Annotated in this window: 17 protein-coding genes; 7 read left to right on the forward strand and 10 right to left on the reverse strand. The window is 64.4% G+C overall.

The window, feature by feature from the left end; translation table 11 throughout:
* Positions 1-329: 329 nt before the first annotated feature.
* The gene (locus C7I85_RS14130) at positions 330-1,385 is read left to right on the forward strand and encodes a hypothetical protein (protein WP_106724630.1); all 1,056 of its coding nucleotides are present in this window, start codon (positions 330-332) and stop codon (positions 1,383-1,385) included.
* On the opposite strand, the gene C7I85_RS14135 is transcribed toward C7I85_RS14130, so the two are convergent.
* Together C7I85_RS14135 and C7I85_RS14140 are read right to left on the reverse strand one after the other, a co-directional pair.
* Complete coding sequence (locus C7I85_RS14135) at positions 1,355-2,995, reverse strand: cisplatin damage response ATP-dependent DNA ligase (RefSeq protein ID WP_106724631.1); 1,641 nt, start codon at positions 2,993-2,995, stop codon at positions 1,355-1,357. The two genes, C7I85_RS14130 and C7I85_RS14135, sit on opposite strands and share 31 nt — an antisense overlap.
* Positions 2,995-4,005 carry a ligase-associated DNA damage response exonuclease gene (locus tag C7I85_RS14140; protein ID WP_106724632.1) on the reverse strand — a complete coding sequence of 337 codons (1,011 nt, stop codon included), beginning with the start codon at positions 4,003-4,005 and terminating at the stop codon, positions 2,995-2,997. Before C7I85_RS14140 ends, C7I85_RS14135 begins: the two co-directional genes overlap by 1 nt.
* A gap of 104 nt (positions 4,006-4,109) precedes the next feature.
* On the opposite strand from C7I85_RS14140, the gene C7I85_RS14145 reads away from it, so the two are divergent.
* Positions 4,110-5,030, forward strand: a complete 921-nt coding sequence (locus C7I85_RS14145; protein ID WP_106724633.1) for a methyltransferase domain-containing protein — start codon at positions 4,110-4,112, stop codon at positions 5,028-5,030.
* A 30-nt stretch (positions 5,031-5,060) separates the two neighbouring features.
* Here the strand turns inward: C7I85_RS14145 and C7I85_RS14150 are convergent, their stop codons facing one another.
* Complete coding sequence (locus tag C7I85_RS14150; RefSeq protein WP_106724634.1) at positions 5,061-5,240, reverse strand: hypothetical protein; 180 nt, start codon at positions 5,238-5,240, stop codon at positions 5,061-5,063.
* Between the two features lie 132 nt (positions 5,241-5,372).
* Between C7I85_RS14150 and C7I85_RS14155 the strand changes: the two genes are divergently transcribed.
* Together C7I85_RS14155 and pdeM are read left to right on the forward strand one after the other, a co-directional pair.
* On the forward strand, positions 5,373-7,889 hold the full coding sequence (locus C7I85_RS14155; protein WP_106724635.1) for a ligase-associated DNA damage response DEXH box helicase: 2,517 nt from the start codon (positions 5,373-5,375) through the stop codon (positions 7,887-7,889).
* Entirely contained in the window at positions 7,886-8,599 is a 714-nt protein-coding gene (gene pdeM / locus C7I85_RS14160; protein ID WP_106724636.1) for a ligase-associated DNA damage response endonuclease PdeM, read from the forward strand. Before C7I85_RS14155 ends, pdeM begins: the two co-directional genes overlap by 4 nt.
* 36 nt (positions 8,600-8,635) lie before the next feature.
* On the opposite strand, the gene C7I85_RS14165 is transcribed toward pdeM, so the two are convergent.
* From C7I85_RS14165 to C7I85_RS14180, 4 genes are all read right to left on the reverse strand, one after another.
* Entirely contained in the window at positions 8,636-9,421 is a 786-nt protein-coding gene (locus tag C7I85_RS14165) for a TIGR02186 family protein (protein WP_106724637.1), read from the reverse strand.
* The gene (locus C7I85_RS14170; protein WP_106724638.1) at positions 9,418-10,347 is read right to left on the reverse strand and encodes a sulfite exporter TauE/SafE family protein; all 930 of its coding nucleotides are present in this window, start codon (positions 10,345-10,347) and stop codon (positions 9,418-9,420) included. Before C7I85_RS14170 ends, C7I85_RS14165 begins: the two co-directional genes overlap by 4 nt.
* 219 nt (positions 10,348-10,566) lie before the next feature.
* Complete coding sequence (locus C7I85_RS14175) at positions 10,567-11,016, reverse strand: VOC family protein (protein ID WP_245444942.1); 450 nt, start codon at positions 11,014-11,016, stop codon at positions 10,567-10,569.
* A gap of 13 nt (positions 11,017-11,029) precedes the next feature.
* Positions 11,030-11,548, reverse strand: coding sequence for a DMT family transporter (locus C7I85_RS14180; protein WP_106724639.1), 519 nt, complete (start codon positions 11,546-11,548; stop codon positions 11,030-11,032).
* 89 nt (positions 11,549-11,637) lie between these two features.
* On the opposite strand from C7I85_RS14180, the gene C7I85_RS14185 reads away from it, so the two are divergent.
* Positions 11,638-12,543, forward strand: coding sequence for a LysR family transcriptional regulator (locus C7I85_RS14185; protein ID WP_106724774.1), 906 nt, complete (start codon positions 11,638-11,640; stop codon positions 12,541-12,543).
* 3 nt (positions 12,544-12,546) lie between these two features.
* Here C7I85_RS14185 and C7I85_RS14190 read toward each other — a convergent pair whose 3' ends face one another.
* From C7I85_RS14190 to C7I85_RS14200, 3 genes are all read right to left on the reverse strand, one after another.
* On the reverse strand, positions 12,547-13,158 hold the full coding sequence (locus C7I85_RS14190; RefSeq protein WP_106724640.1) for a LysE family translocator: 612 nt from the start codon (positions 13,156-13,158) through the stop codon (positions 12,547-12,549).
* A gap of 94 nt (positions 13,159-13,252) precedes the next feature.
* A complete protein-coding gene (locus tag C7I85_RS14195; protein ID WP_106724775.1) occupies positions 13,253-14,056 on the reverse strand; it encodes an AraC family transcriptional regulator in 804 nt (267 codons plus the stop codon).
* Between the two features lie 142 nt (positions 14,057-14,198).
* Positions 14,199-17,930: a peptidoglycan-binding protein gene (locus C7I85_RS14200; protein ID WP_106724641.1), complete on the reverse strand. Its 3,732-nt coding sequence runs from the start codon at positions 17,928-17,930 to the stop codon at positions 14,199-14,201.
* Between the two features lie 436 nt (positions 17,931-18,366).
* Here C7I85_RS14200 and C7I85_RS14205 point away from each other — a divergent pair, with 436 nt between their 5' ends.
* Together C7I85_RS14205 and C7I85_RS14210 are read left to right on the forward strand one after the other, a co-directional pair.
* The gene (locus C7I85_RS14205; protein ID WP_106724642.1) at positions 18,367-18,834 is read left to right on the forward strand and encodes a MerR family transcriptional regulator; all 468 of its coding nucleotides are present in this window, start codon (positions 18,367-18,369) and stop codon (positions 18,832-18,834) included.
* Positions 18,835-19,114: 280 nt separating this feature from the next.
* On the forward strand, positions 19,115-20,911 hold the full coding sequence (locus C7I85_RS14210) for an acyl-CoA dehydrogenase (RefSeq protein ID WP_106724643.1): 1,797 nt from the start codon (positions 19,115-19,117) through the stop codon (positions 20,909-20,911).
* Positions 20,912-21,014 lie beyond the last annotated feature (103 nt).

The raw sequence follows: 21,014 nt of genomic DNA on the forward strand, positions 1-21,014 counted from the left end.
TCCTCGGGGGTGAGGATTGGGTGCCGTGTTCGTGCCGCGTGATTCGCGCGTATCAGGGGACGGGGCAGGTACTGCGATCAGAATCTTGTGGCGTCGCGAGTGCAGGAATCACCGAAGGCCGGCGTCGCCGATCCGCGCCAGCTTGCTCGCCAAGCTCGATCTATGCGGTTCGCACCCGGCGCTTGTTCCCAACTCTCGGCTGTCTTTCAGCGCGAAAAATGCCGTTCGCGGCCTTGCAGGCCGGGATAATGGCAAAGGCGGGCGTTGCCTGAAAGGCCGGCTGCGTCTAACCATCATGCAGGAATGAACCGCATGATGAGGGAATCGGCTTGGATCCGATCGAAAAGGCGATCCGCAACGCCTTCGAAAAAGGAAATGCCGAAGATCGGGATTTTCGAGAGAAAGTCTACCGTTCGGCTTTTGCCGCGCTCGATCGCGCCCTGAAGGCTAACCCGAACCTTACGGTCGAAGCCGCCATCAATCGCCGCAAGGCCTTGCAGGCCAAGATCGCCGAGATCGAGACCGAATTCGTGCCGGTTGCGGCGGCGGTCGATCCGGCAGGTAACGGTGGCTTCGAGCCCAGTCTCGACGACGTGCGACCGGGTAATCGCGGTCGGGGCGCGGCTGCGCCCGACATCTCCATCGAAAGACGCAATGATAGTGGGCGCCGCAAGGCGGTGCGTGCCGACAGCCTGGCTGTCGAGGGCGAGCGCGACGAACGCCGCGCGCGTCGAGGTTTCCGCATTCCGTTCGGCCGCATCTTCGTCACCACGACCGTTATCGCCGCCCTCGGCATTGGCGGCTGGTGGGCGTTGCAGACCGGCATGTTCAAGTCGGCCGCCCAGCGCGACACTTCCGTGCGCAATCCTATGCGGACCACGACCAGCGAGGATTTCATTCCCGAGAACGAAGGCGCCCCGATCAAGCCGGGCCAAGTCGACCCCAGCCGCAACTGGATCGACGTGTTTTCGCCAGCCGACGCTGCGAGCGTGACCGCGCCGGGCCAGACGTCGGCCCAGGTGATGCAGGACGCTTCCGGCAGTTTCCTGCGCATCCGTTCGGGCGGATCGGATGAAGCGGTGCTGTTCGACGTTGGCCAGGGCGTGCTTGAAAAGCTCGCCGGTAAGATGGCGACCTTCGACATCATTGCCCGCGGCGCCGACGGGCAGGCAACGCAGATGTCGGTCGACTGCAATTTTGGCGAACTCGGCGGCTGTGGACGCAAGCGCTACGCCGTCGGCTACGACCGCGGTGACTATCTGTTCGAGCTGGACTTCCGCTCGAAGAACCCGGGCTCGGGCGGCACCATCGCCGTCAACTCCGACGTCGGCGGCCAGGGCAAGCAGGTCGACGTCTACGAGATCCGTGTTTCCGTCTCGGAATAGTCTATAGTCCGGTCCAGCAGCGCCTGCAGCGTCTCGATGCGGTCGGCCTCGCCGGCCGGCTTGTCCCAGCGGAGACGTGAGATGCGCGGGAAGCGCATGGCGACGCCGGATTTGTGCCGTGTGGAGCGGTTCAGCCCTTCGAAGGCGACTTCCAGCACGAGCCCGTGGCTGCGGTCGGCGCGAACCGAGCGCACGGGGCCAAAACGCTCGATCGTGTTGTCGCGCACGAATTTGTCGATCTGGCGCAGTTCCTCGTCGGTGAAGCCAAAATAGGCCTTGCCCACCGGCACCAGCTCTTCCGCGCCTTCCGGACCGGCCCAGACGCCAAATGTGTAGTCGGAATAGAAGCTGGAGCGCTTGCCGTGGCCCCGCTGCGCATACATCAGCACTGCATCGACGGTGAAGGGATCGCGCTTCCACTTGAACCAGGGGCCTTTCGGCCGACCGGCGAGATAGGCGGAGTCGCGCCGCTTCAGCATCACGCCCTCGATGACCGGATGCGGAGGATTGCTGCGCATTTCCTCGAGCGCCGGCCAGTCGGAAAACAGCGCAAGCGGTGAAAGATCGAAACGGGCAGGATCGAGTCGGCGGACGAAGTTTTCCAGCCGCGCGCGCCGTTCCAGGAAGGGCAGGGCGCGCACATCTTCCCCGCCTTTCTGCAGAAGATCGTAACAGCGCACGAAGACGGGATAGCGATCCAGCATCTTGGCCGACACGGTCTTGCGGTTCAGGCGCTGCTGCAGGTCGGAGAAGGTGCCGGTCTCGCGCTGCGGATCGCCCACCAGCAGCTCGCCGTCCAGAACGCCCTCAAAGGTCATCGCCTCGACGAGATCGGGAAAGGCCGGCGAGATGTCGTCGCCGGTGCGGGAATAGAGCCGGCGGATGCCGCCTTCGCACACCGCCTGCACGCGGATGCCGTCCCATTTCCATTCGGCGGCGTAGTCGGCCGGATCGAGCCTTTCGAGGTCGCCGTCGCCGACCGGATTGGCAAGCATGACGGGCCGGAACAGCGCTTTGGCCGCCGTTTCCGGCTTCGGGCCCTTGCCCTCCAACCATGCGAATAGGTCGGCATAGGGCGGCGTCAGCCCGTGCCATAGTTCCTCGATCTCGGAGACGTCGACCTTGCCGAGATCGGCCAGCGCCTGCTTGGCCAGTCGCGCCGAAACGCCAATGCGCAAGCCTCCGGTCACCAGCTTGATGATGGCGTAGCGGGCCGAAATGTCGGCACGGTCGAGCAGGCGCGCCAGTACCCGCGGCCCGTCGGAACGGCTTGCGGATTGCAGTGCGCCCACAACGTCAGCCAGCGTGGGGCGGATGTTCGCCGCATGGTGCCCCGGCGGCTCGGGCCAGACGAGCGAAACGGTTTCGGCAAGGTCGCCGACATAGTCGTAGGAATAGCCGAACAGCACCGGGTCCATTCGCTCGGTCACCAGCGTTCGCAACATGGCCGGCTTCACGGCTGCGATCGACAGGTCGCCGGTGATGGCGGCGAGCGCCAGCCCTCGGTCGGGGTCCTCGACATTGCGGAAATAGTCGGTCAGCAGGGTCAACTTGCCATTGCGCGAGGGCGTCAGCACCAGGCGGTCGAGCAATTCGGCGAAGCGACGCATCAATCCCCCTCGTCCTCGTAGCCGACCAGATGCAAGGGCCGTGCCGCAATACCGTCCAGTTCGCACCAGCGCACAAGGGCCTCCTCGCGGCCGTGCGTTACCCAAACCTCGCCTGCGCCGGTTTCGGTAATGGTCTCGGTCAGTTCGTCCCAGTCGGAATGGTCGGAGATGATCAGCGGCAGCTCGACGCCGCGCTGCTTGGCGCGCTGGCGAATGCGCATCCAGCCCGAGGCGAAGCAGGCGACGGGATCGGGAAAGCGTCGCGCCCAGCGGTCGGAGAAGGCGGCCGGCGGGCCGACCACGATCTCTCCGGCGAAATCTTCCTTGCCGCCAGCCTCGACGGTAGCGGGCTGCAGGTCGCCCAGCTCGATGCCTCGGCTCTGGTAATAGTCGCAGAGTTTTGTCAGGGCACCGTGGATATAGATGGTGCGCTCATATCCGGCCTGGCGCAGCAGGCTGATGACGCGTTGCGCCTTGCCCAGCGCATAGGCGCCGACAAGATGCGTGCGTTCAGGAAACTGCTCGACCGATTTCAGCAGCCGCGCGATCTCATCGGCCGGATGAGGGTGGCGGAACACCGGCAGCCCGAATGTCGCCTCGGTAATAAACACGTCGCAGGGGATGGGAATGAAGGGTGCGCAGGTCGCGTCCGGCTGGCGCTTGTAGTCGCCGGAAGCGACGATGCGCATGCCGCGATGTTCCACGCAGATCTGCGCCGAGCCCAGCACGTGGCCTGCGGGCTGGAACGTCACCTTCACGTCGTTCAGCGAAATCGTTTCGCCAAGCCGCATTGCCTGCTTTGATCCGGCAAAATCCGCGCCGCAGCGCAGTTCCATGATGTCGAGCGTCTCGGCCGTGGCCAGAACGGCGCGGTGGCCGGGACGGGCATGGTCGGAATGGCCGTGGGTGATCAGTGCGCGCGCCACCGGCCGCACCGGATCGATGAAAAAGTCGCCGGGCGGGCAGTAAAGCCCTTCTGGGCGGGAGCAGAGAAGATCACTGGCGCGCATGCTCTCAAAATAGGTATTTGTGCGCGTCCGAAAAGCCTGATAAAGAGCGCGCCGCTCCGGACGTATCCGCGCCCGGATCCCCTCTTTTACAGGTCCAACGCTGCTTGAAGCCGCTGCAAACGTCGTCGGGTGATGTACTGGCGGATCGCCGCGCCGATTACGCAGAAATGCTGTTCGGTTCGGGCGATCATGCTGCCGCCGCCGAGCTGATGCTCGGTGCGCTGGAGCTCGTGCCGCAATGGGCACTGGGCTGGTTCCGGCTCGGCGAAATGCATGAGGCGGCCAGCGACAAGGCCGGGGCTGCGAAGGCCTGGCGCCATGCGCTGGAGCTTGAGCCGGAAGACAGGTTCGGCGCGGGGCTGAAGCTCGAGTTGATCGGCGAGGCAGGCCCGGGCGGTGCACCGCCCAGCGCCTTCGTTGAGGCGCTGTTCGACCAATACGCGCCCAAATTCGACGACTCGCTCGTCAACCGGCTGGCCTACAATGTGCCGGCCCTGCTCGACGCGGCAATCCGCGTTGTGCATCCCGGACGCTTCCCAAGCGCCAGCGATCTCGGCTGCGGCACCGGCCTGATGGGCGAAAAGCTGCGCCCATATTGCGACCATCTCGAAGGCTACGACATTTCAGCCGGTATGCTCAATGTCGCACGCGGCAAGGGCGTCTACGATCGTCTGGTCAAGGCCGACCTGCAGACGCTCGCATATGACGGCGCGCAGGTCGATCTCGTCGCGGCGGCGGATGTTTTCATGTATGTCGGCACGCTGGAAAAGGTCACTGCCACGGCAGCTTCGATGCTGCGGGAAGGAGGGCTGTTCGCCTTCTCGGTGGAATATTGGCGAGGAGAGGGGGATCTCATCCTCCAGCCCTCGCGACGCTACGCACATTCGGAGAATTATGTGCGTAGCGTCTTGAACCAGAATGCCCTTACCCTTCTATCTCTCGAAACCCACATCATCAGACTGGATCGCGGCCAACCCATCGAGGGCCTGATCGTGATCGCGCGCAAAGACCTCTCGGCGCGCTGAGCTTTTCTTCCGATATGCCTATTGGCCCGTTCATGGACGGTCCATCATTCCGCGCGAGCGCAACGGCCTTTCAGCCGGCTTCGCAGTCGTGCCTGCCTGCGATTGCAGGATGCTTTGCTGCAGTTCACGAACGAGCTTCTCCAGCGCAGCGACGCGCGCTTCGAGCGCGATAATCCGCTCGCTATCGGAACTGTCCTGGTCTGTCTTCACTCTGGGCCTCGTCGCAAAATTCGAACCAGCACTAACGGATCGGCCGGCAGCTGTCAGTCTCCCGGGATAAATGATCCTGTTTTGTTCGCAAAATCGCTTGGCGGCCGGTTCGCGCCGCGCTAGTTCTGGCGCGTGAACGACCAGAGCCGACCAGAGCCGAGCGAGCAATCCGCCATTCTGCCCGAACCGTTCCTGAAATGGTTTGCGGGTCGCGGCTGGTCGCCGCGCGCCCATCAGCTCGATCTGCTTTCGCGCGCGCAGGCCGGAAAGTCGGTGCTGCTGATCGCGCCGACAGGCGCGGGGAAGACGCTTGCCGGCTTTCTGCCCACGCTGGTCGATCTGGCAAACACGCCGAAGCGCCGGCCGGGCCAAGCGCGGCGGGGTACCCACACGCTCTATATCTCGCCGCTCAAGGCGCTTGCCGTCGACATCGAACGCAACCTCGGAAAGCCGGTGGCCGAGATCGGCCTGCCGATCACGATGGAGACACGCACGGGCGACACGCCCGCCCACAAGCGCCAGCGTCAGAAACTGGTGCCGCCCGATATTCTGATGACAACGCCGGAGCAGCTTGCGCTGTTGATCGCCTCGCCGGATGCGCCGCGCTTTTTCGAGGATCTGCGCTACATCGTGCTCGACGAGTTGCATTCGCTGGTCACTTCCAAGCGCGGTCATCTGCTGTCGCTCGGGCTGGCGCGGCTGCGCCGTTTCGTGCCCGATCTTCAAGCCATCGGCCTCTCCGCCACCGTTTCCGACCCCGACGAGTTGCGCCGCTGGCTGGTCGGGCAAAATCCGCCCGGCGACATGGCCGACCTGATCGAGGTCGCGGGCGGCGCCAAGCCGGAGATCAGTATTCTGAACTCGGAGGAGCGCGTGCCGTGGGCTGGCCACTCAGCCCGCTATGCCATCCCCGAAATCTATGAGGCGATCCGGCGTCACAAGACCACGCTGCTTTTCGTCAACACGCGCAGCCAGGCCGAGTTCCTGTTCCAGGAGCTTTGGCGCGCCAATGATGACAATCTGCCGATTGCGCTGCACCACGGCTCGCTCGATGTCAGCCAGCGCCGCCGCGTCGAAAAGGCGATGGAGACCAACAGCCTGCGCGCCATCGTCGCCACTTCCACCCTCGACCTCGGCATCGACTGGGGCGATGTCGATCTCGTCGTGCATGTCGGCGCGCCGAAGGGCGCAAGTCGGCTGGCCCAGCGCATTGGTCGCTCCAATCACCGCATGGACGAGCCCAGCCAGGCCATCCTCATTCCCGCCAACCGCTTCGAGGTGCTCGAATGCCGGGCGGCGCTAGAGGCCAATTATCTCGGCGCGCAGGATACGCCGCCGCTGGTCGAAGGCGCGCTCGACGTGCTTTGCCAGCATGTGCTCGGCTGCGCCTGCGGCGCGCCCTTCCGCGCCGACGATCTTTTCGAGGAAGTGCGCACGGCGGCACCTTACGCCGTGCTCGACCGCCACACCTTCGACCGGGTCGTCGATTTCGTCGCCACCGGCGGCTATGCGCTGAAAAGCTATGAGCGCTATGCCCGCATCAAGCTGACCAAGGACGGCACCTGGCGCATCAGCCATCCGCGCGTCGCTCAGCAATATCGGCTCAATGTAGGCACCATCATCGAGGTGCCGTCGCTCACCGTGCGCTATGTGCGCGAGGGCAGGGGGCTGGCCGCGCGCGGCGGGCCGGCGCTCGGCAAGATCGAAGAGGCGTTTCTGGAGACGCTGGTGCCGGGTGACACCTTCCTGTTTTCCGGCAAGGTGCTGCGCTTCGAGGGTATCCGTGAGAACGAATGCTTCGTCTCCAACGCGCCGGGCAAGGATGCCAAGGTGCCCTATTATGGCGGTGGCAAGTTCCCGCTTTCCACCTATCTGGCCGAGGTCGTGCGCGCCATGTTGGCCGATCCCGATCGCTGGAAGCAACTGCCCGACCAGGTCGCCGACTGGCTGCGGTTGCAATCGGAAAAATCCATCCTGCCGAAGCGCACTGACCTGCTTATCGAAACCTTCCCGCGCGGCGGGCGCCACTACATGGTGGCCTATCCCTTCGAGGGGCGGCCTGCGCACCAGACGCTCGGCATGCTGCTCACCCGCCGGTTGGAGCGCGCCGGCGCGCGGCCCCTCGGCTTCGTCGCCACCGACTACGCGCTGGCGATCTGGTCGCTCGGCGACATGGGGCGGATGTTCAGGCGCGAGCTGCCGCTCGGTCAGCTGTTCGATGAGGACATGCTGGGCGACGATCTCGACGCCTGGCTCGGAGACAGCTGGATGCTGAAGCGCACCTTCCGCAACTGCGCGCTGATCTCGGGGCTGATCGAAAAGCGCCATCCTGGACAGGAAAAGAGCGGCCGGCAGGTGAATGTCTCGGCCGATCTCATTTACGACGTGCTCCGCAGCCATGAGCCCGACCACATTCTGCTACAAGCTACGCGCGCCGATGCCGCAATGGGCCTGCTGGACGTCAGGAGGCTCGGCGAGATGCTCTCGCGCATACGCGGCCGAATCGTGCATAAACCGTTGGAGCAGATTTCACCACTGGCAGTGCCTATCATGCTGGAGATCGGCAAGGAGTCGGTTCGCGGCGATGCCGACGACACCCTTCTGCTGGAAGCCGAGGGCATTATCGAGGAGGCCATGGGGCCGCAATGAGCAGTCTGGCGCACAAGGCCCGGCAACCGCGCGACGAGGCGATCATCATTGCCGGCGAGCGCGTGGTCTGCGACCGGCGCGGCGTCCTGTTCGCGCCCGAGCTCGAACTGCTCGTCGTCTCGGACCTGCATTTGGAAAAAGGCTCGTCCTATGCGCGGCGCGGCGCACTGCTGCCGCCTTACGATACCGCGACCACGCTTCAGCATCTCGCCGCAGTCATCGACCACTACCGCCCGCGGCGGGTGATCAGCCTTGGCGACAGCTTTCACGATGGCGAGGGCGCCGCGCGTCTGCCCGATATATTCCGCAACGCGCTGGAAGCGTTGATGACAGGCCGCGACTGGTTCTGGGTGGCCGGCAACCACGATCCGCAGGCGCCAGCCGGACTTCCCGGCGACACGGTGGGCGAGATCCATGTCGGGGGCCTAAGCTTCCGTCACGAGCCGTCGGCCACTCCGGTCGAAGGCGAGATCGCCGGCCACCTGCACCCTTGCGCGCGCATTGTGCAGCGCGGCCGGTCGGTGCGCCGCCGCTGCTTCGCCAGCGACGGCAGCCGCATCGTCATGCCGGCCTTCGGCGCCTATACCGGCTCGCTCAACGTGCTCGACCGCGCCTATCAGGGCCTGTTCGATTGGGAGAAGTTCCGCGCCTATATGCTCGGCTCCCACCGCATCTTTTCCATTGCGGGTGCGATGCTGCATCCGGGCTAGGACTGGTTGGTCGGAAGGGGCTTACGCCCCATCCAATCAATCCTTCCTGAAGATGATGCGGCCGAGCCAGCCGGTGATCATGGCCAGCACCACGGCAAAGATGCCGAACCAGAGGCTGTGACGCATGGCGAAGCGGTAGATCGCCTGCTCGAAGCCTGACTTGTAGATCGCCAGCTGCGCCGAGGTCTCCTTGATGAAGACGCCGTTGCGGAACAGGAAGGCGCGCGCGCGGTGCGTGCCCACCGGCACGTCGGGTGCCAGGAGCAGCTTGGCGCGAAAGAGGTTGGCCGACAGGAACTGCACGCCGCCGATGCGCTCGCTGTAGAGGCCCGTCTTCTGCTTGAGTTCCCTCAGCGCGGCCACAAAGCCGGCGATGGTTGCCGGGCTTTCCGTTGTGTCCACCGGCGCGATGTGCAGATTGTTGGCGCCCAGCGAGAGCTGCCGGTATTTTTCGGGGTCCGCCATGTCCTGCCATGGGCGCGTGGTGGCGACCGAGTAGGACGACGGCACATTGTCGAAGGTCTCTGAATCGACGTTGATCCACATGCCGAGGACGCGGGCCTTGCGGCGCACCACGACCGGGCGGGTCGGTCCCTCGAGCGCGACGATCACGTCATAGCGCCCCTGTCGTGCCAGTAGCGGATCTGAATTCTCGATCGCGCCGAAGATGGTCAGGTCGGCGCCGGTGAAATCGGCGGTGATGGCGATGCGGTCGGTCGAGAGGCCGATCTGGATCGTTTCCTGTGGCAGCTCCACCGCAGGCGCCGGCGTTGCAGACAGCCAGGCAAGGGCAATGGCGGCCAGTGCCGCCACCGGCCTCATAGGTGGCCTCCGTCGACGCCGCTCAGCGAATAGACATTGGCAGGCTGTACGAACAGGTCGAAGGCAAGGCGTAGCGCCACTGCCAGCACCAGCAGCGCAAGCAGTGCCCGCAGCTGCTCGCCGCGCAGCCTCTGCCCGGCCTTGGCGCCATATTGTGCGCCGGCCACGCCGCCCACCATCAGCACGAAGGCGAGCACGATGTCGACGGTCTGGTTGGTGGTGGCATGCACGATGGTCGTGTAGGCCGAAACGAAAATGATTTGGAACAGTGAGGTGCCGATGACGACGTTGGTCGGCACCTTCAGCAGATAGATCAGCGCCGGCACCATGATGAAGCCGCCGCCCACGCCCATGATGGACGACAGGAAGCCGATGGCCGCGCCGAGCCCCAGAACCGGAATGATGCTGACGAAGAGTTTCGAGGCGCGAAAGCGCATCTTCAGCGGCAGGCGGTGGATCCAGTTGTGCTGACCGGGCTTCTTCAGCGTCGGTGCTGCTCCACCCTTGGACTGGCGCAGCGCGTTGACGCTCTCCACCATCATCATCCCGCCGACCGAGCCGAGCAGCACGACGTAGAGCAGCGAGATGAACAGGTCGAGCTGGCCGATGGCGCGCAGCAGCGAGAACACGTAAATGCCCAGCGTCGAGCCAAACACGCCGCCCACAAGAAGCATCCCGCCCAATTTGAAATCGAGCGTTCCTCGCTTGAAATGGGCAAGCGCACCCGAGAAGGACGAGGCGATGACCTGGTTGGCGCCGGTGGCCACCGCGATTGCCGGTGGGATGTTGTAGAAGATCAGGAGCGGGGTGATGAGGAAGCCGCCGCCGACGCCGAACATGCCCGACAAAAATCCCACCGCCGCGCCCATGGCGAGCAGCACGAAGATATTGACCGACAATTCAGCGATCGGGAGATAGATACCCACCCGTCAAACTCTACGCTATGCCCGCCGGCGAAGTCTGTTCCTTGCCTTGGGTGATTGCATGCCCTTGTGCCGACATTGCGGCAAAATCAAAGGTCGGCGTGCAGTCTAAAACGAAAAGCATGTCAACAGGTTAACGATCGCGCCGATTGTCTGTCACATAGCGTCATAAGCGGTGTCTGGACGCGGAGGGTGCTCCCCCGCGTCAAAGCACGCTGAAAGTCATATACCGGTTTCGCGGCAGACGACCACCCGCCACCCGTCCGGGTCCTCATAGGTGTGGCTCCGTTCGAGCCAGTAGGGGTTTTCCGGCGCGACGGCTTCGTAGCCCATGCGGTGCATGCGCAGGTTGAGCCGTTCATAGGCGTCGGCATCGGTGATGTAGAGCACGATCAGGTTGTCGAGGCTCGGCGCCGGGCAGGGGCTGCCATGCGCATGCTGGGTGAATTCCAGGTGGACGCTTTTGCCCGGCAGCCCGAGCATGATGCCGTCATAGTCGACATGGCCGGCGAACCGAAAGAGTTCTGGCAGGCCAAGGCCATCGCGATAGAAGGCAATGACTTGCTCGAGCTTGTCGGTCGGACGCGCGACACGAACCTGGACCAGAACTGCGCCTTCGCCAAGTGTCTGGCTGGCCGCGTCTGCAGCGAGGGCATTGGAGCCATGGACCATGGCAAAACTCCTTTCAATGTTCTGCTGTTTCGGGGGTGGTTTGGATTAGCGCGGGCGCCGGTTGCGATGACGCTTTGGACGACCCTTGCATCACGACGGCGCCGACCACGATGAAAGCCAGACCGATCAGGCGCGGCGCCGACAATGGTTTCTCGGCAAAGCCCATCAGACCGAATTGGTCGATCGAGATCGAAGCGATCATCTGGCCCGCGATTACAGCGGCTATGAAGCCTGCCGCGCCGAGCTTGGGCGCGAGCAGTAGGGCGGCGGTGATGTAGAACACGCCGGCCGCGCCGCCGATCCAGATCCATTTGGGCGCTCCGGCGAGGCTGGCAAAGCTGGGCAGCGGCACCCGCATCGCCAGCATCACCGGAAGCACGCAGAGCGCGCTGATGCCAAGCGAGACAAGCGTTGCCCAGAGCGGGTGACCGAGCATGCGGCCGAGCGCGGCGTTGGCGCCCGCCTGGAATGGTACGACGGCGCCGGCGACGACCGCGGCAATCATGAGGGACAAGGAACCGATTGCTTGCATGTAGAGCACCTCCTTTCGGGTGCGCCGACTTCGTATTCAATCACTTCATCGATGGGAAATTCTGATATATCATTCAGAATATGCACCAGATGAATAGTCTTCGAGGGATCGATCTCAACCTGCTCGTCGTCCTCGATGCTCTGCTTGCGGAGCGGCACGTTTCGCGCGCGGCCGTGCGGTTGAACATGAGCCAGCCAGCCGTCAGTCATGCGCTCGGCCGCCTGCGCGAACTGCTCGGCGATCCATTGCTGGTGCGAAGAGGTGGCGGGCTGGTTCCGACCACGCGGGCACTCGAACTCGCAAGACCGCTGGCTGACGCGCTCACCCAGGTGCGCGCCGTGCTTGGTCCCGTCCATTTCGATCCGGCAAGCCAGACCCACGCATTCAGGCTTGCCATGTCGGACTATGGCGCGGGACTTGTGCTGCCGCGGCTGGTTCGGAAGCTCCGCAGGGAGGCGCCGGGTATCGATCTCATCGTCACCCAGTCGAGCCGCGATGCGATGACCGCGCAGGTGTCGGACGGCGACATCGATCTGGCGCTCGGCGTCTTCCCCATGTTGCCGACGCGCCTGCAGTCGCAGGTGCTTTTCGAAGAGCGCTTCGTGTGCCTCCTCGATCGAAGCACTCTCGCAACTGAAGACGGCCTTTCCTTCGATGCTTATATGGCGCGGCCGCATGCCCTGGTGGCGGTGCGCGGCGAAGCGGACACCGAGATCGACGACCGCGTGACGGCGCTGGGAGGCAGGCGGCGCGTGGCTCTCATTCTCCCGCACTGGAAGGTGGCTCCGGGCCTCATCGCCGGCACGGACCTCGTGCTGACAGTCGCGCGCCGGAGCCTCGAAAGCGTGGCACCTGACGAACGGCTGACCATCGTCGACGCCCCGTTTGCGATCCCGTCCTTTTCATTCGTCCAGATCTGGCATGAACGGCGCGAGGCCGACCCTGGCCATCGCTGGTTGCGCGAGGCCGTGGCCGAGGCCGCAGGTGGCAGCTAGCGTTCAGCGATCGGCCAGCGCCAGCCGCGCGCCGAGCAGCACGAAGCCGGCCGCAAAGCTGCGGCGCATCCATGCCATCACCTGCGGGCGCGAAATGACCTTGTCGCGCACCGAAGCCGCGAACAGGCCGTAGCCGACGAAGACAACGAAAGTCATCGCCATGAAGACTCCGCTCAGCAGCAACATGGTCTCGATCGGGTGCGGATCGGAAAGGCTGACGAATTGCGGCAGAAAGGCCAGGAAGAAGATCGACAGTTTTGGATTGAGGATGTTGATGAGGATTGCGGTGACGGTCAGGCGCATCATCGAGCGCGGCTCCGAGCGCTCCTCCACGTTGAGCGACCCTTTTTCGCGCAGCGCGTTCCAGGCCATGTAGAGCAGGTAGGCCACGCCCGCATATTTGAAGATTTCGAACGCCAGTGCGCTTGTGTGCAGCATCGCCGCCAATCCGAAAATGGCGGCAGCCATGTGCGGCAGAATGCCGATGGTGCACCCGAATGCAGCCACGATGCTCGCCCGCGCGCCGTGTGTCAGGCCCGTCACCAACGTATAGAGCACGCCGGTGCCCGGCGAAGCGACGACGACGAGCGAAGTGATCAGGAATTCGATGCCCATGGATTTTCTCCTGCCGGGAGTGTGCTGTTGCAAGCGCGCATTCAAGCGGCAGGCGCGCCGCCCGTCTTGAACAGGATTGCAGGCTGGAAAAAATTCAGGCCAAGGCAGTGGCGTAGACGCCCGGTGACACACCATATTTGCGGGTAAACACGCGCGTCATATGCGCCTGGTCGGCGAAGCGGCTTTCGGCCGCAGCATCGGCTAGCCTTGCGCCGCGCGCTATCAGCCGCCTGGCAAGGTCGGCCCGCCGCTGCAGCATGTAGGCGTGCGGCGTGAAGCCGGTCGCCTTGGCAAAGCGACGGACAAGCTGGAAGCGGCTGAGTCCGCTCACTTCGGCAAGGTCGGCGAGCGTCAGTGCCGCCGTCGGTGCATCGTCGATCAGTTGGCGCGCCTTGACGATCGCGGCCGGCATTGTCGGCGCGCCGGCGAATTCAGTTCGCTCGCCGATGACGCGCGCGAGCAATAGCGGCAGAAGCTCATCGCGACGCAGTTCGGGCGAATGGGGCTTGGTCATCGCCGCGAACAGGCGGCGGAAGAGATCGGCGGTGCCGGCATCGGTCATGGCCGGCCGATGGAACTCGCAATGCGGGGAAATGCCCTCGCGCATATCCTCGACGGCGGCGACTACGATCTCGGGATCGAAATAGAGCATCCTCCAGGACCGCCCGGCGTCGCCAATCGGTGCGCCGTCATGCACTTCGCCCGGATTGACCGTGATGACGTCGCCAGCACCGGCTTCCACCACGCCGCGGCCGCTCAGGGATTTCTGGGCACCGCTATCGATGACGCCGATCCCGAACTGCTCGTGCGAATGCCGCTGGAAGACGTGCCGCGTCGACGCAGCCACCGCCTGAATGCCGGTGCTGCCGCAGCGAAGCATGGTGAACTCGCCCTGCATCCTTTTGCTGTCCGGCCCCATCGTCTCAGGCGCATTGTGGCATTGCGCATGCCTCATTTCCAAGAGGGATGAGAGACGGCACAAGCGAAAAGCCCCGCGACCTTGCAGTCACGGGGCCCTAATCCTGGTTGGGAAGCGGCTGCTATTTCAGCGCCAGCAGCGCGCGCACCACCTTCTCGTCGACTTCACCGGTCGGCTGCATGCCATTGGCCTTCTGGAACGCGGCCAGTGCGTCCTTGGTCTTCTGGCCCATCACGCCATCGGCGCCGCCGGCGTGGTAGCCATTCTTGCTAAGGATGGCCTGGATACTTTTGACCGCCTCTTTCACATCGACGCTAGCGGTCTTGATGTGGTCTTCCTGCCAGGCTGCGGGCACGTCGACCGCATTGGCATAGGCGTCGAGCTGCTTGGGCTTCCACAACTCGGCCGCGGCGCGGGCGCGCTGCAGCTGTTCGGGGCGCAGGGCCTTGCCGATTTCGTCGCGCTTGCTGGCTGCGTCCTTGTCGCCGCTAGTGGCGACGATCGCGAACCATTTGTAGGAGTCTTCGAGGTTCTGCTGCATGCCCACGCCCTTGGCGGCGAGGATGCCGAGGTTGAACTGGCTGTCCTTCACGCCGAGCTCGGCGGCCTGGCTGAACCAGCGCACGGCCGACTCGTTGTCGGGCGTACCGTCGGCCCCCATGGCGAACAGCACAGCCAGATTGTGCATGGCGCTGGCATTGCCCTGGTTTGCGGCCAGCTGGTACCACAGCTTGGCCTTGCCGAGGTCGCTTTCGACGCCGATGCCCTTTTCGTAGAAATTGCCGATGCGATACTGCGCCGGCGCGAGGCCCAGCTCGGCAGCCTTTTCATACCACTGCGCGGCCGTCTTGTTGTCGGTCGCAACGCCACGGCCATCTGCATAGCGCGAACCGATCTCGAACAGCGCCTTGGCATCGCCTGCGGCGGCGGCTTCGCGCAGCGGCGCCGGACCGGCTTCGACCGGCACGACGATCGCGGCGGTCTTCGATGCGGCGTCGAAGACCGGTGCGGCCGGCTGCTGCGCGGTCACGGGCGCCGAAGCTGCGGGCAGGGCGGCCGCTTTGGTCTGCGAGGCAAAGGCTGCCGGAGCCGGATTGGCAGCTGCGAACGACGACATTGCGGCCACGGGCGCGGCCGGCTGATCGGCCATCGTTGGGGCCTGTGCCGTTTCCACCGGCTGCGGATCGGGTGCCTTGGCCTCGGCAGCTTTGGCCTCGACATCGGGCTGGCTCGCGCTCTCAACCTTTGCCGTTTCGACGGCGGGCGTCTCGGTCACGCCGAGTTCGGCGGCGTCTTCGGCCTTGTTGGCGTCCTGGGGCGTTGCATCCGTGGCGACCTGGACGCCATCGGTCATCAAAGCCTTGCCGAGCTGCAGGCCGGCAAGCGCCATCATGATCGCGGCTGCGGCCATGAGGATGGGCTTGCGCCGCGCCTTCAGCATGTCGCCGAAGCGTACCGCGCGGACGGGTCCCTTGAGTTCGGAGCTGTTCTTCAGCGCTTCCACCTCGGCGGCCGCGGCCTGTGCCCTGCGGCGCGCAGCGGCGATGAAGTCGGCGCGAGCGGCGTCGGTCTCAGCGGGCTTGACCTGTTGGCCGCGCTCGTCGCGCACCCGGCGCATAATGGCGTTGAGGTCGGGTGCGCCGGAACCGGGCTCGAGCGGACGGTTGGCGAAATCCGGATCAAGCGGCATGTCGAGGTCAACGCTCGGCACTGCCTCGGCCTGCTCGGCGACGGGGGCGTCGACGGCTGGCTTTTCCGCTTTCTCCCGCTTGCGGCCGGAGAAGGCCCGCATCAGCCCGCCAAGCCGCGAATGTGAGGCGGCAACCGGCTTGTCGCTGGCGATCGCGTCGGAGTCGAGGGCGGAAGCCACTGCTGCAGCTACGGCGGCTTCGGCAGGCGAACGCACGCCGCCATCGCGGTCGGCCGGGCTCGGCCCCTGCAGATCGTCAAACACGCCCATCAGGGGCAGCGAGGCATCGAAATCCAGCGACGGCGTGTCCTGCACCGCCATTTTCTGCGGCGCCGCATGCTCGGGCTGGGGCATCGCCTCGACGCGGTCGGTGTGCTCCAGCGAACCGAGCCGGTCGACGATCTTCAGCAGCGTGTCGTGGATCGCCTCGAAGGTCTTGGTGTTGCGCTCGTCCGAGCGGCGCGTCAGTGCTTCGAGCGTGCGAAGATCTTCGGCCAGGCCGGAGACGGCCTCGCTCTGGCTCGCCGAACCGACCATCGAGCGCACGGCGCTTTCGGCGGCCTGGCGCGCGGCTTCGAGCAGCGATTCATGGCTGCTTGCAATCGAGCGCTCGATCACGTCGAGGCGCGGCGCGATGTCCTCGAATTCCGGCAGCGGATTCGTCGGGCGGGCGAGGTGCTCGGAAAGGCCGGCAACCTGTGCTTCCAGATTGCGGATCAGCTCCGGATCGATCCCGGCAAACTGCTGCGCCGAACTGTCGAGGCGGCGCGAGATGTCGTCGAGACGGGTTTCGAGACCGCGAACCGCTTCTTCATCGGCGCCGAACCGCTCCGCAAGAGCGGAGAAGCGGACATCGATGGCTTCCATGATGCCGGCATTGTCGAAGGTGGAGACATGGGCGCGCTGGTCGAGCCGGTCCGCAACTTCGTCTAGGCGGCGCTCGAGGTCGCGGAACAGCATGTTGCTCTGTTCGAGCGCATCGCCCTGGCGGCGTTCGATCATGGTAGAGAACAGGTCGAGCCGCTGCTCGATGCCCTGGAATATGTGATCGGCATCGGGTGCCACCGGTGCCCGGTCAATTTTTTCGGCAATGCCCGCGATCTGCTGGCCGATCCGCTCGACGGCGGCTTCAGGCAAGCGCACTTGCGTGGTGATTTCGTCGACGCGCTGCGAAAGCAGGGTCAGCCGCTCGATCACCTCGTGGGGAGGATGGTCGTTGGCCACTTCCTCGATCTGCCGGGCGAGTGAGGAAATCCTGGCCTCGATCCGCTCGAACGGCTCGGGGTCGAAATTGGCCTGGGTTATCGCAGCAGTGGAAGCCACGATGGCGCGGGAAATCTCGTCCAGTCGCTCTTCGATCTGGTTGAAGGTCTCGCCGCCGCGATGCTCGTTCTGGCGGGCGAAATGCTCGACCGCGCCGGCCAGCATGCGCACCTTTTCTTCCAGGGAGCGCAACGACAAGGATTCCGGCAGGTTGTCGACGGCATTGCTGATCTGTTCGAGACGCTGGGTCAGCGCGGCAATCGCCGGGTCCTGCGTCTGGCTCGACGCCACGCGGCCTTCGAAATCGGTCCAGCGGCGGTCGAAATCGTCCCAGCGCCGGTCGACGGAGAGCACGGTCTCCTCGCGGGCCAGCGTGTCGACTGCGCCCTTGACCTGTTCCAGCTCGAGCCGAAGCAGGTTGAGGCTCTTGTCGTCCGCGCGTTCCGACAGCGCCTGGATGGCGCCGGAGAGCCGCTCGAATTCCAGATTGAGTTCGTGCGCGTCGCGATTTGCCGGAGACTGGCCGACGCGCTCGATGTCGCGACGCATCGCCTCGAACTCGCGGCGCATGCCCGACGAGACCTGCTGGCGCAGATCCTCGCGCAGGGTCTTCAGCTCGTTCGCGATCTTGCCGAAAGCGGCAACACCGTCTTCCTGGCTGCGGATGTTGTCGAGGTCGCGGGCGATGGTTTGGTAGGCCTGTTCGGCAGTGCCCACGTCGTGCGCCGAGCGCTCGCGAAGCTCGGCGAAGCTGCGCGGAAGCTCCGCTTCAGGCTCCATGTGACGGCCGAGGCGCTGCTGCAGATGGTCCAGAGAGCGGTTGAGTTCCTCGAGTGTGGTATACGACCTGCGCGGCCGTCCGGCATTGAGTGTGTCGAGATAGGAGCGCTTGCTGTTCATCGAAACGTCCGTTCGCCGGTTGCTGGCTTGAGCCAGTGAGAAATTCACTGTCGGGACGGATGCGTGCGCTAGCGCTGCGAAAAGGCTATTTCCAAGGCTCGCCCACACTCCGGGAAACCGTGAACAAAGCGATACGGGATATCCACGACAGGCCGACAAGCGCACCTTTCGCCCAACGTGGTAAACAACCCGTTAACTGCGGGCCCGTTGGGGTAAGGATTTCGTTAAAATCGTTCAAAACTGTTTCGCGCACTCGGCGCTTGCAAGACCGGGGTCTCGTGAGTATAGCATTGACGTAAACGTAAGTGGCGCGAACAGTTCGCCGCTCACGGCATTGATCCTGAAGAAACCTTGACTGGAAGCCAGGCGTAAAGCCGTAGCCCCGCTGCTTCCATCCCGGTGTTGGCTCCGCGCCGCACCCCAACGGGGAAAGCAAATGACGATGAAACTTATGAAGGCCGACGATATGGCGGCCACGACTGACAGCATTATTGACGAAACGGACGAGAACCTCGTCCGCATCGGGGAAATGGCCAAGAAGTATGGCGTGACGCTGCGCACGCTTCGCTTCTATGAAGACAAGGGCCTGCTCAACCCGCAGCGCGAAGGCAGCACGCGTCTCTACACGCACCGCGAAGAAACCCGGCTCAAGCTTATCCTGCTTGGCCGCAAGGTCGGTTTCTCGCTGCGCGACGTCAAGCAGATGATGGACCTGTACGAGCCCAACGGCTCGAACACGAAGCAGCTGCGCGTTGCGCTGGACAAATCGGAGAAGCAGCTTGCCCGCCTCAACAAGCAGCGCCAGGCAATCGACGAAGCCATCGGCGAGCTGACCGACGCCATGGCGATCGTGCGCAGCAAGCTTGCCGAGCAGCGCCCCATGCCGGTTGCGGCCAACGACTAAGCGCAATTCCGATTTCTATCAGAAGGCCGCGCGATGCCCTGGGTGGGTATCGCGCGGCCTTTTTCTTTGGGCGGACGATTGCACGGGAACTGCCTGCAGAGCCTTCCGAGCTGCCGCCCGAGGCCGCTTCTCAAAGACCTGGCTGCGATGAAAAATTCAGCGCTTCACAAATTGACGTTTACGCAAACGTCAATTATTGCTATGGCCACAATTCGGAAAGCGGACTCGACGCTTCACGGACGGGGCATCGAAGCCGCATGTTTGTGGTGGAGGTTGTGCGATGCCGTCATACAGGGCGCCGGTTCAAGATACGCTTTTCGTGCTGAATGAGGTGCTCGGCTACGAGCGCTACAGCAATCTTCCCGGATTTTCCGACGCGGCGCCCGATGTGGTCGAAGCCATTCTAGGCGAAGGCGCCAAGCTCGCTGAAAACGTGCTCCAGCCCACCAACCGTGTCGGCGACATGGAAGGCTGCGTGCGCAACGCCGACGGCTCTGTCACCACGCCCAAGGGTTTTAGGGAAGCCTTCGACCAGTATCGCGATGGTGGCTGGCTCGGGCTGGCCGCACCGGTCGAATTCGGCGGGCAGGGGCTGCCTTACACGGTGCACTCGGCGGTCGCGGAATACATGGTCTCGGCCAATATGGCGCTGATGATGTATCCGGGCCTGACCCAGGGTGCCATCGCCGCAGTCCTCGCGCACGGCACCGAGGAGCAGAAGACCACCTGGCTGCCGAAGCTGGTCGAGGGCGGCTGGACCGGCACCATGAACCTTACCGAGCCGCATTGCGGCACCGATCTCGGCCTGCTACGCACCAAGGCCGCGCCGAACGGCGATGGCAGCTACAAGATTTCCGGCCAGAAGATCTTCATCTCCGCCGGCGAGCACGACATGTCGGACAACATCGTCCATCTGGTTCTGGCCCGCATCGAGGGCGCGCCGGAGGGCGTGAAGGGCATCTCGCTCTTCATCGTTCCGAAATTCCTGCTCAATGGCGATGGCGAGCCCGGCAAGCGCAACGCCGTTTCCTGCGGCTCCATCGAAGAGAAGATGGGCATCCACGGCAACTCCACCTGCGTCATGAACTATGACGAGGCCACCGGCTATTTGCTCGGCGTCGAGAATGGCGGCCTGAAGGCCATGTTCACCATGATGAACGAGGCTCGCCTCGGCGTAGGGCTGCAGGGCTTGGCCGTGTCGGAAGCCGCCTATCAGGGCGCTGTGGAATACGCCAAGGAGCGCCTGCAGGGCCGCTCGCTGTCAGGCCCCAAGGCGCCGGAGAAGAAGGCCGATCCCATCATCGTCCACCCCGACATCCGCCGTAACCTGATGACGATGAAGGCCTTCAACGAGGCCGGTCGCGCGCTGGTGCTTTGGACCGCGCTCAAGGCCGACATCTCCCATCGCGGCGAAGGCGAGGCGGAGCGCCAGGAAGCGGAAGACCACATGGGCCTGATGACGCCGGTGGTGAAGGGCGTGCTCACCGACAAGGGGTTCGAGCATGCTGTGATGGCGCAGCAGGTGTTCGGCGGTCACGGCTATATCGAAGAGCACGGTATGAGCCAGTTCGTGCGCGACGCCCGCATCGCCATGATCTACGAGGGCGCCAACGGCATCCAGGCGCTCGATCTGGTCGGCCGCAAGCTGGCGCTGAACGGCGGTCGGGCGCTGCAGGCCTTCTTCAAGGAAGTCGGCGATTTTTGCGAGGAAAACCGCGCCGACGAGAAGATGGCGCCCTACACCAAGGCGCTGAAGAAGGGCCTCAACGACCTCCAGGCCGCAACGATGTGGCTGATGCAGAACGGCATGGCCAAGCCCGACAATGCGGGTGCGGCTTCCACTGATTACCTGCATCTCTTTGGCCTCGTTGCGCTCGGCTACATGTGGGGCCGCATGGTCAAGACCGCCCACGGCAAGCTTGTCAACGGCGCCGGCGACAACGCCGCCTTCTACGAGCACAAGCTCGTCACCGGCCGCTATTTCATGGAGCGGGCCATGCCCGAGACGGCGGCGCATCTCGCCCGCCTGTCGAGCGGTGCCGACACGATGATGGCCCTGCCGGCCGAGGCGTTTTAGGGTGGCGAGCAGCGGCGTCTCCCTCCCCCTTGAGGGGAGGGTGGCCCGAAGGGCCGGGAGGGGTCAGGGCGGCCGCGCGCCGACTTCAGGCCCGAACATGCAC

The organism is Pseudaminobacter soli (ex Li et al. 2025) (genome assembly GCF_003012705.1).
GTDB lineage: Bacteria > Pseudomonadota > Alphaproteobacteria > Rhizobiales > Rhizobiaceae > Pseudaminobacter > Pseudaminobacter soli.

Bases quoted from the DNA above. Each gene is read 5' to 3' on its own strand.
- C7I85_RS14180 (WP_106724639.1), bottom strand. From the start codon at position 11,548: ATGCAAGCAATCGGTTCCTTGTCCCTCATGATTGCCGCGGTCGTCGCC.
- C7I85_RS14195 (WP_106724775.1), bottom strand. From the start codon at position 14,056: ATGCAGGGCGAGTTCACCATGCTTCGCTGCGGCAGCACCGGCATTCAG.
- C7I85_RS14190 (WP_106724640.1), bottom strand. From the start codon at position 13,158: ATGGGCATCGAATTCCTGATCACTTCGCTCGTCGTCGTCGCTTCGCCG.
- C7I85_RS14165 (WP_106724637.1), bottom strand. From the start codon at position 9,421: ATGAGGCCGGTGGCGGCACTGGCCGCCATTGCCCTTGCCTGGCTGTCT.
- C7I85_RS14210 (WP_106724643.1), top strand. From the start codon at position 19,115: ATGCCGTCATACAGGGCGCCGGTTCAAGATACGCTTTTCGTGCTGAAT.
- C7I85_RS14140 (WP_106724632.1), bottom strand. From the start codon at position 4,005: ATGCGCGCCAGTGATCTTCTCTGCTCCCGCCCAGAAGGGCTTTACTGC.
- C7I85_RS14185 (WP_106724774.1), top strand. From the start codon at position 11,638: ATGAATAGTCTTCGAGGGATCGATCTCAACCTGCTCGTCGTCCTCGAT.
- C7I85_RS14205 (WP_106724642.1), top strand. From the start codon at position 18,367: ATGACGATGAAACTTATGAAGGCCGACGATATGGCGGCCACGACTGAC.
- C7I85_RS14175 (WP_245444942.1), bottom strand. From the start codon at position 11,016: ATGGTCCATGGCTCCAATGCCCTCGCTGCAGACGCGGCCAGCCAGACA.
- C7I85_RS14135 (WP_106724631.1), bottom strand. From the start codon at position 2,995: ATGCGTCGCTTCGCCGAATTGCTCGACCGCCTGGTGCTGACGCCCTCG.
- pdeM (WP_106724636.1), top strand. From the start codon at position 7,886: ATGAGCAGTCTGGCGCACAAGGCCCGGCAACCGCGCGACGAGGCGATC.
- C7I85_RS14200 (WP_106724641.1), bottom strand. From the start codon at position 17,930: ATGAACAGCAAGCGCTCCTATCTCGACACACTCAATGCCGGACGGCCG.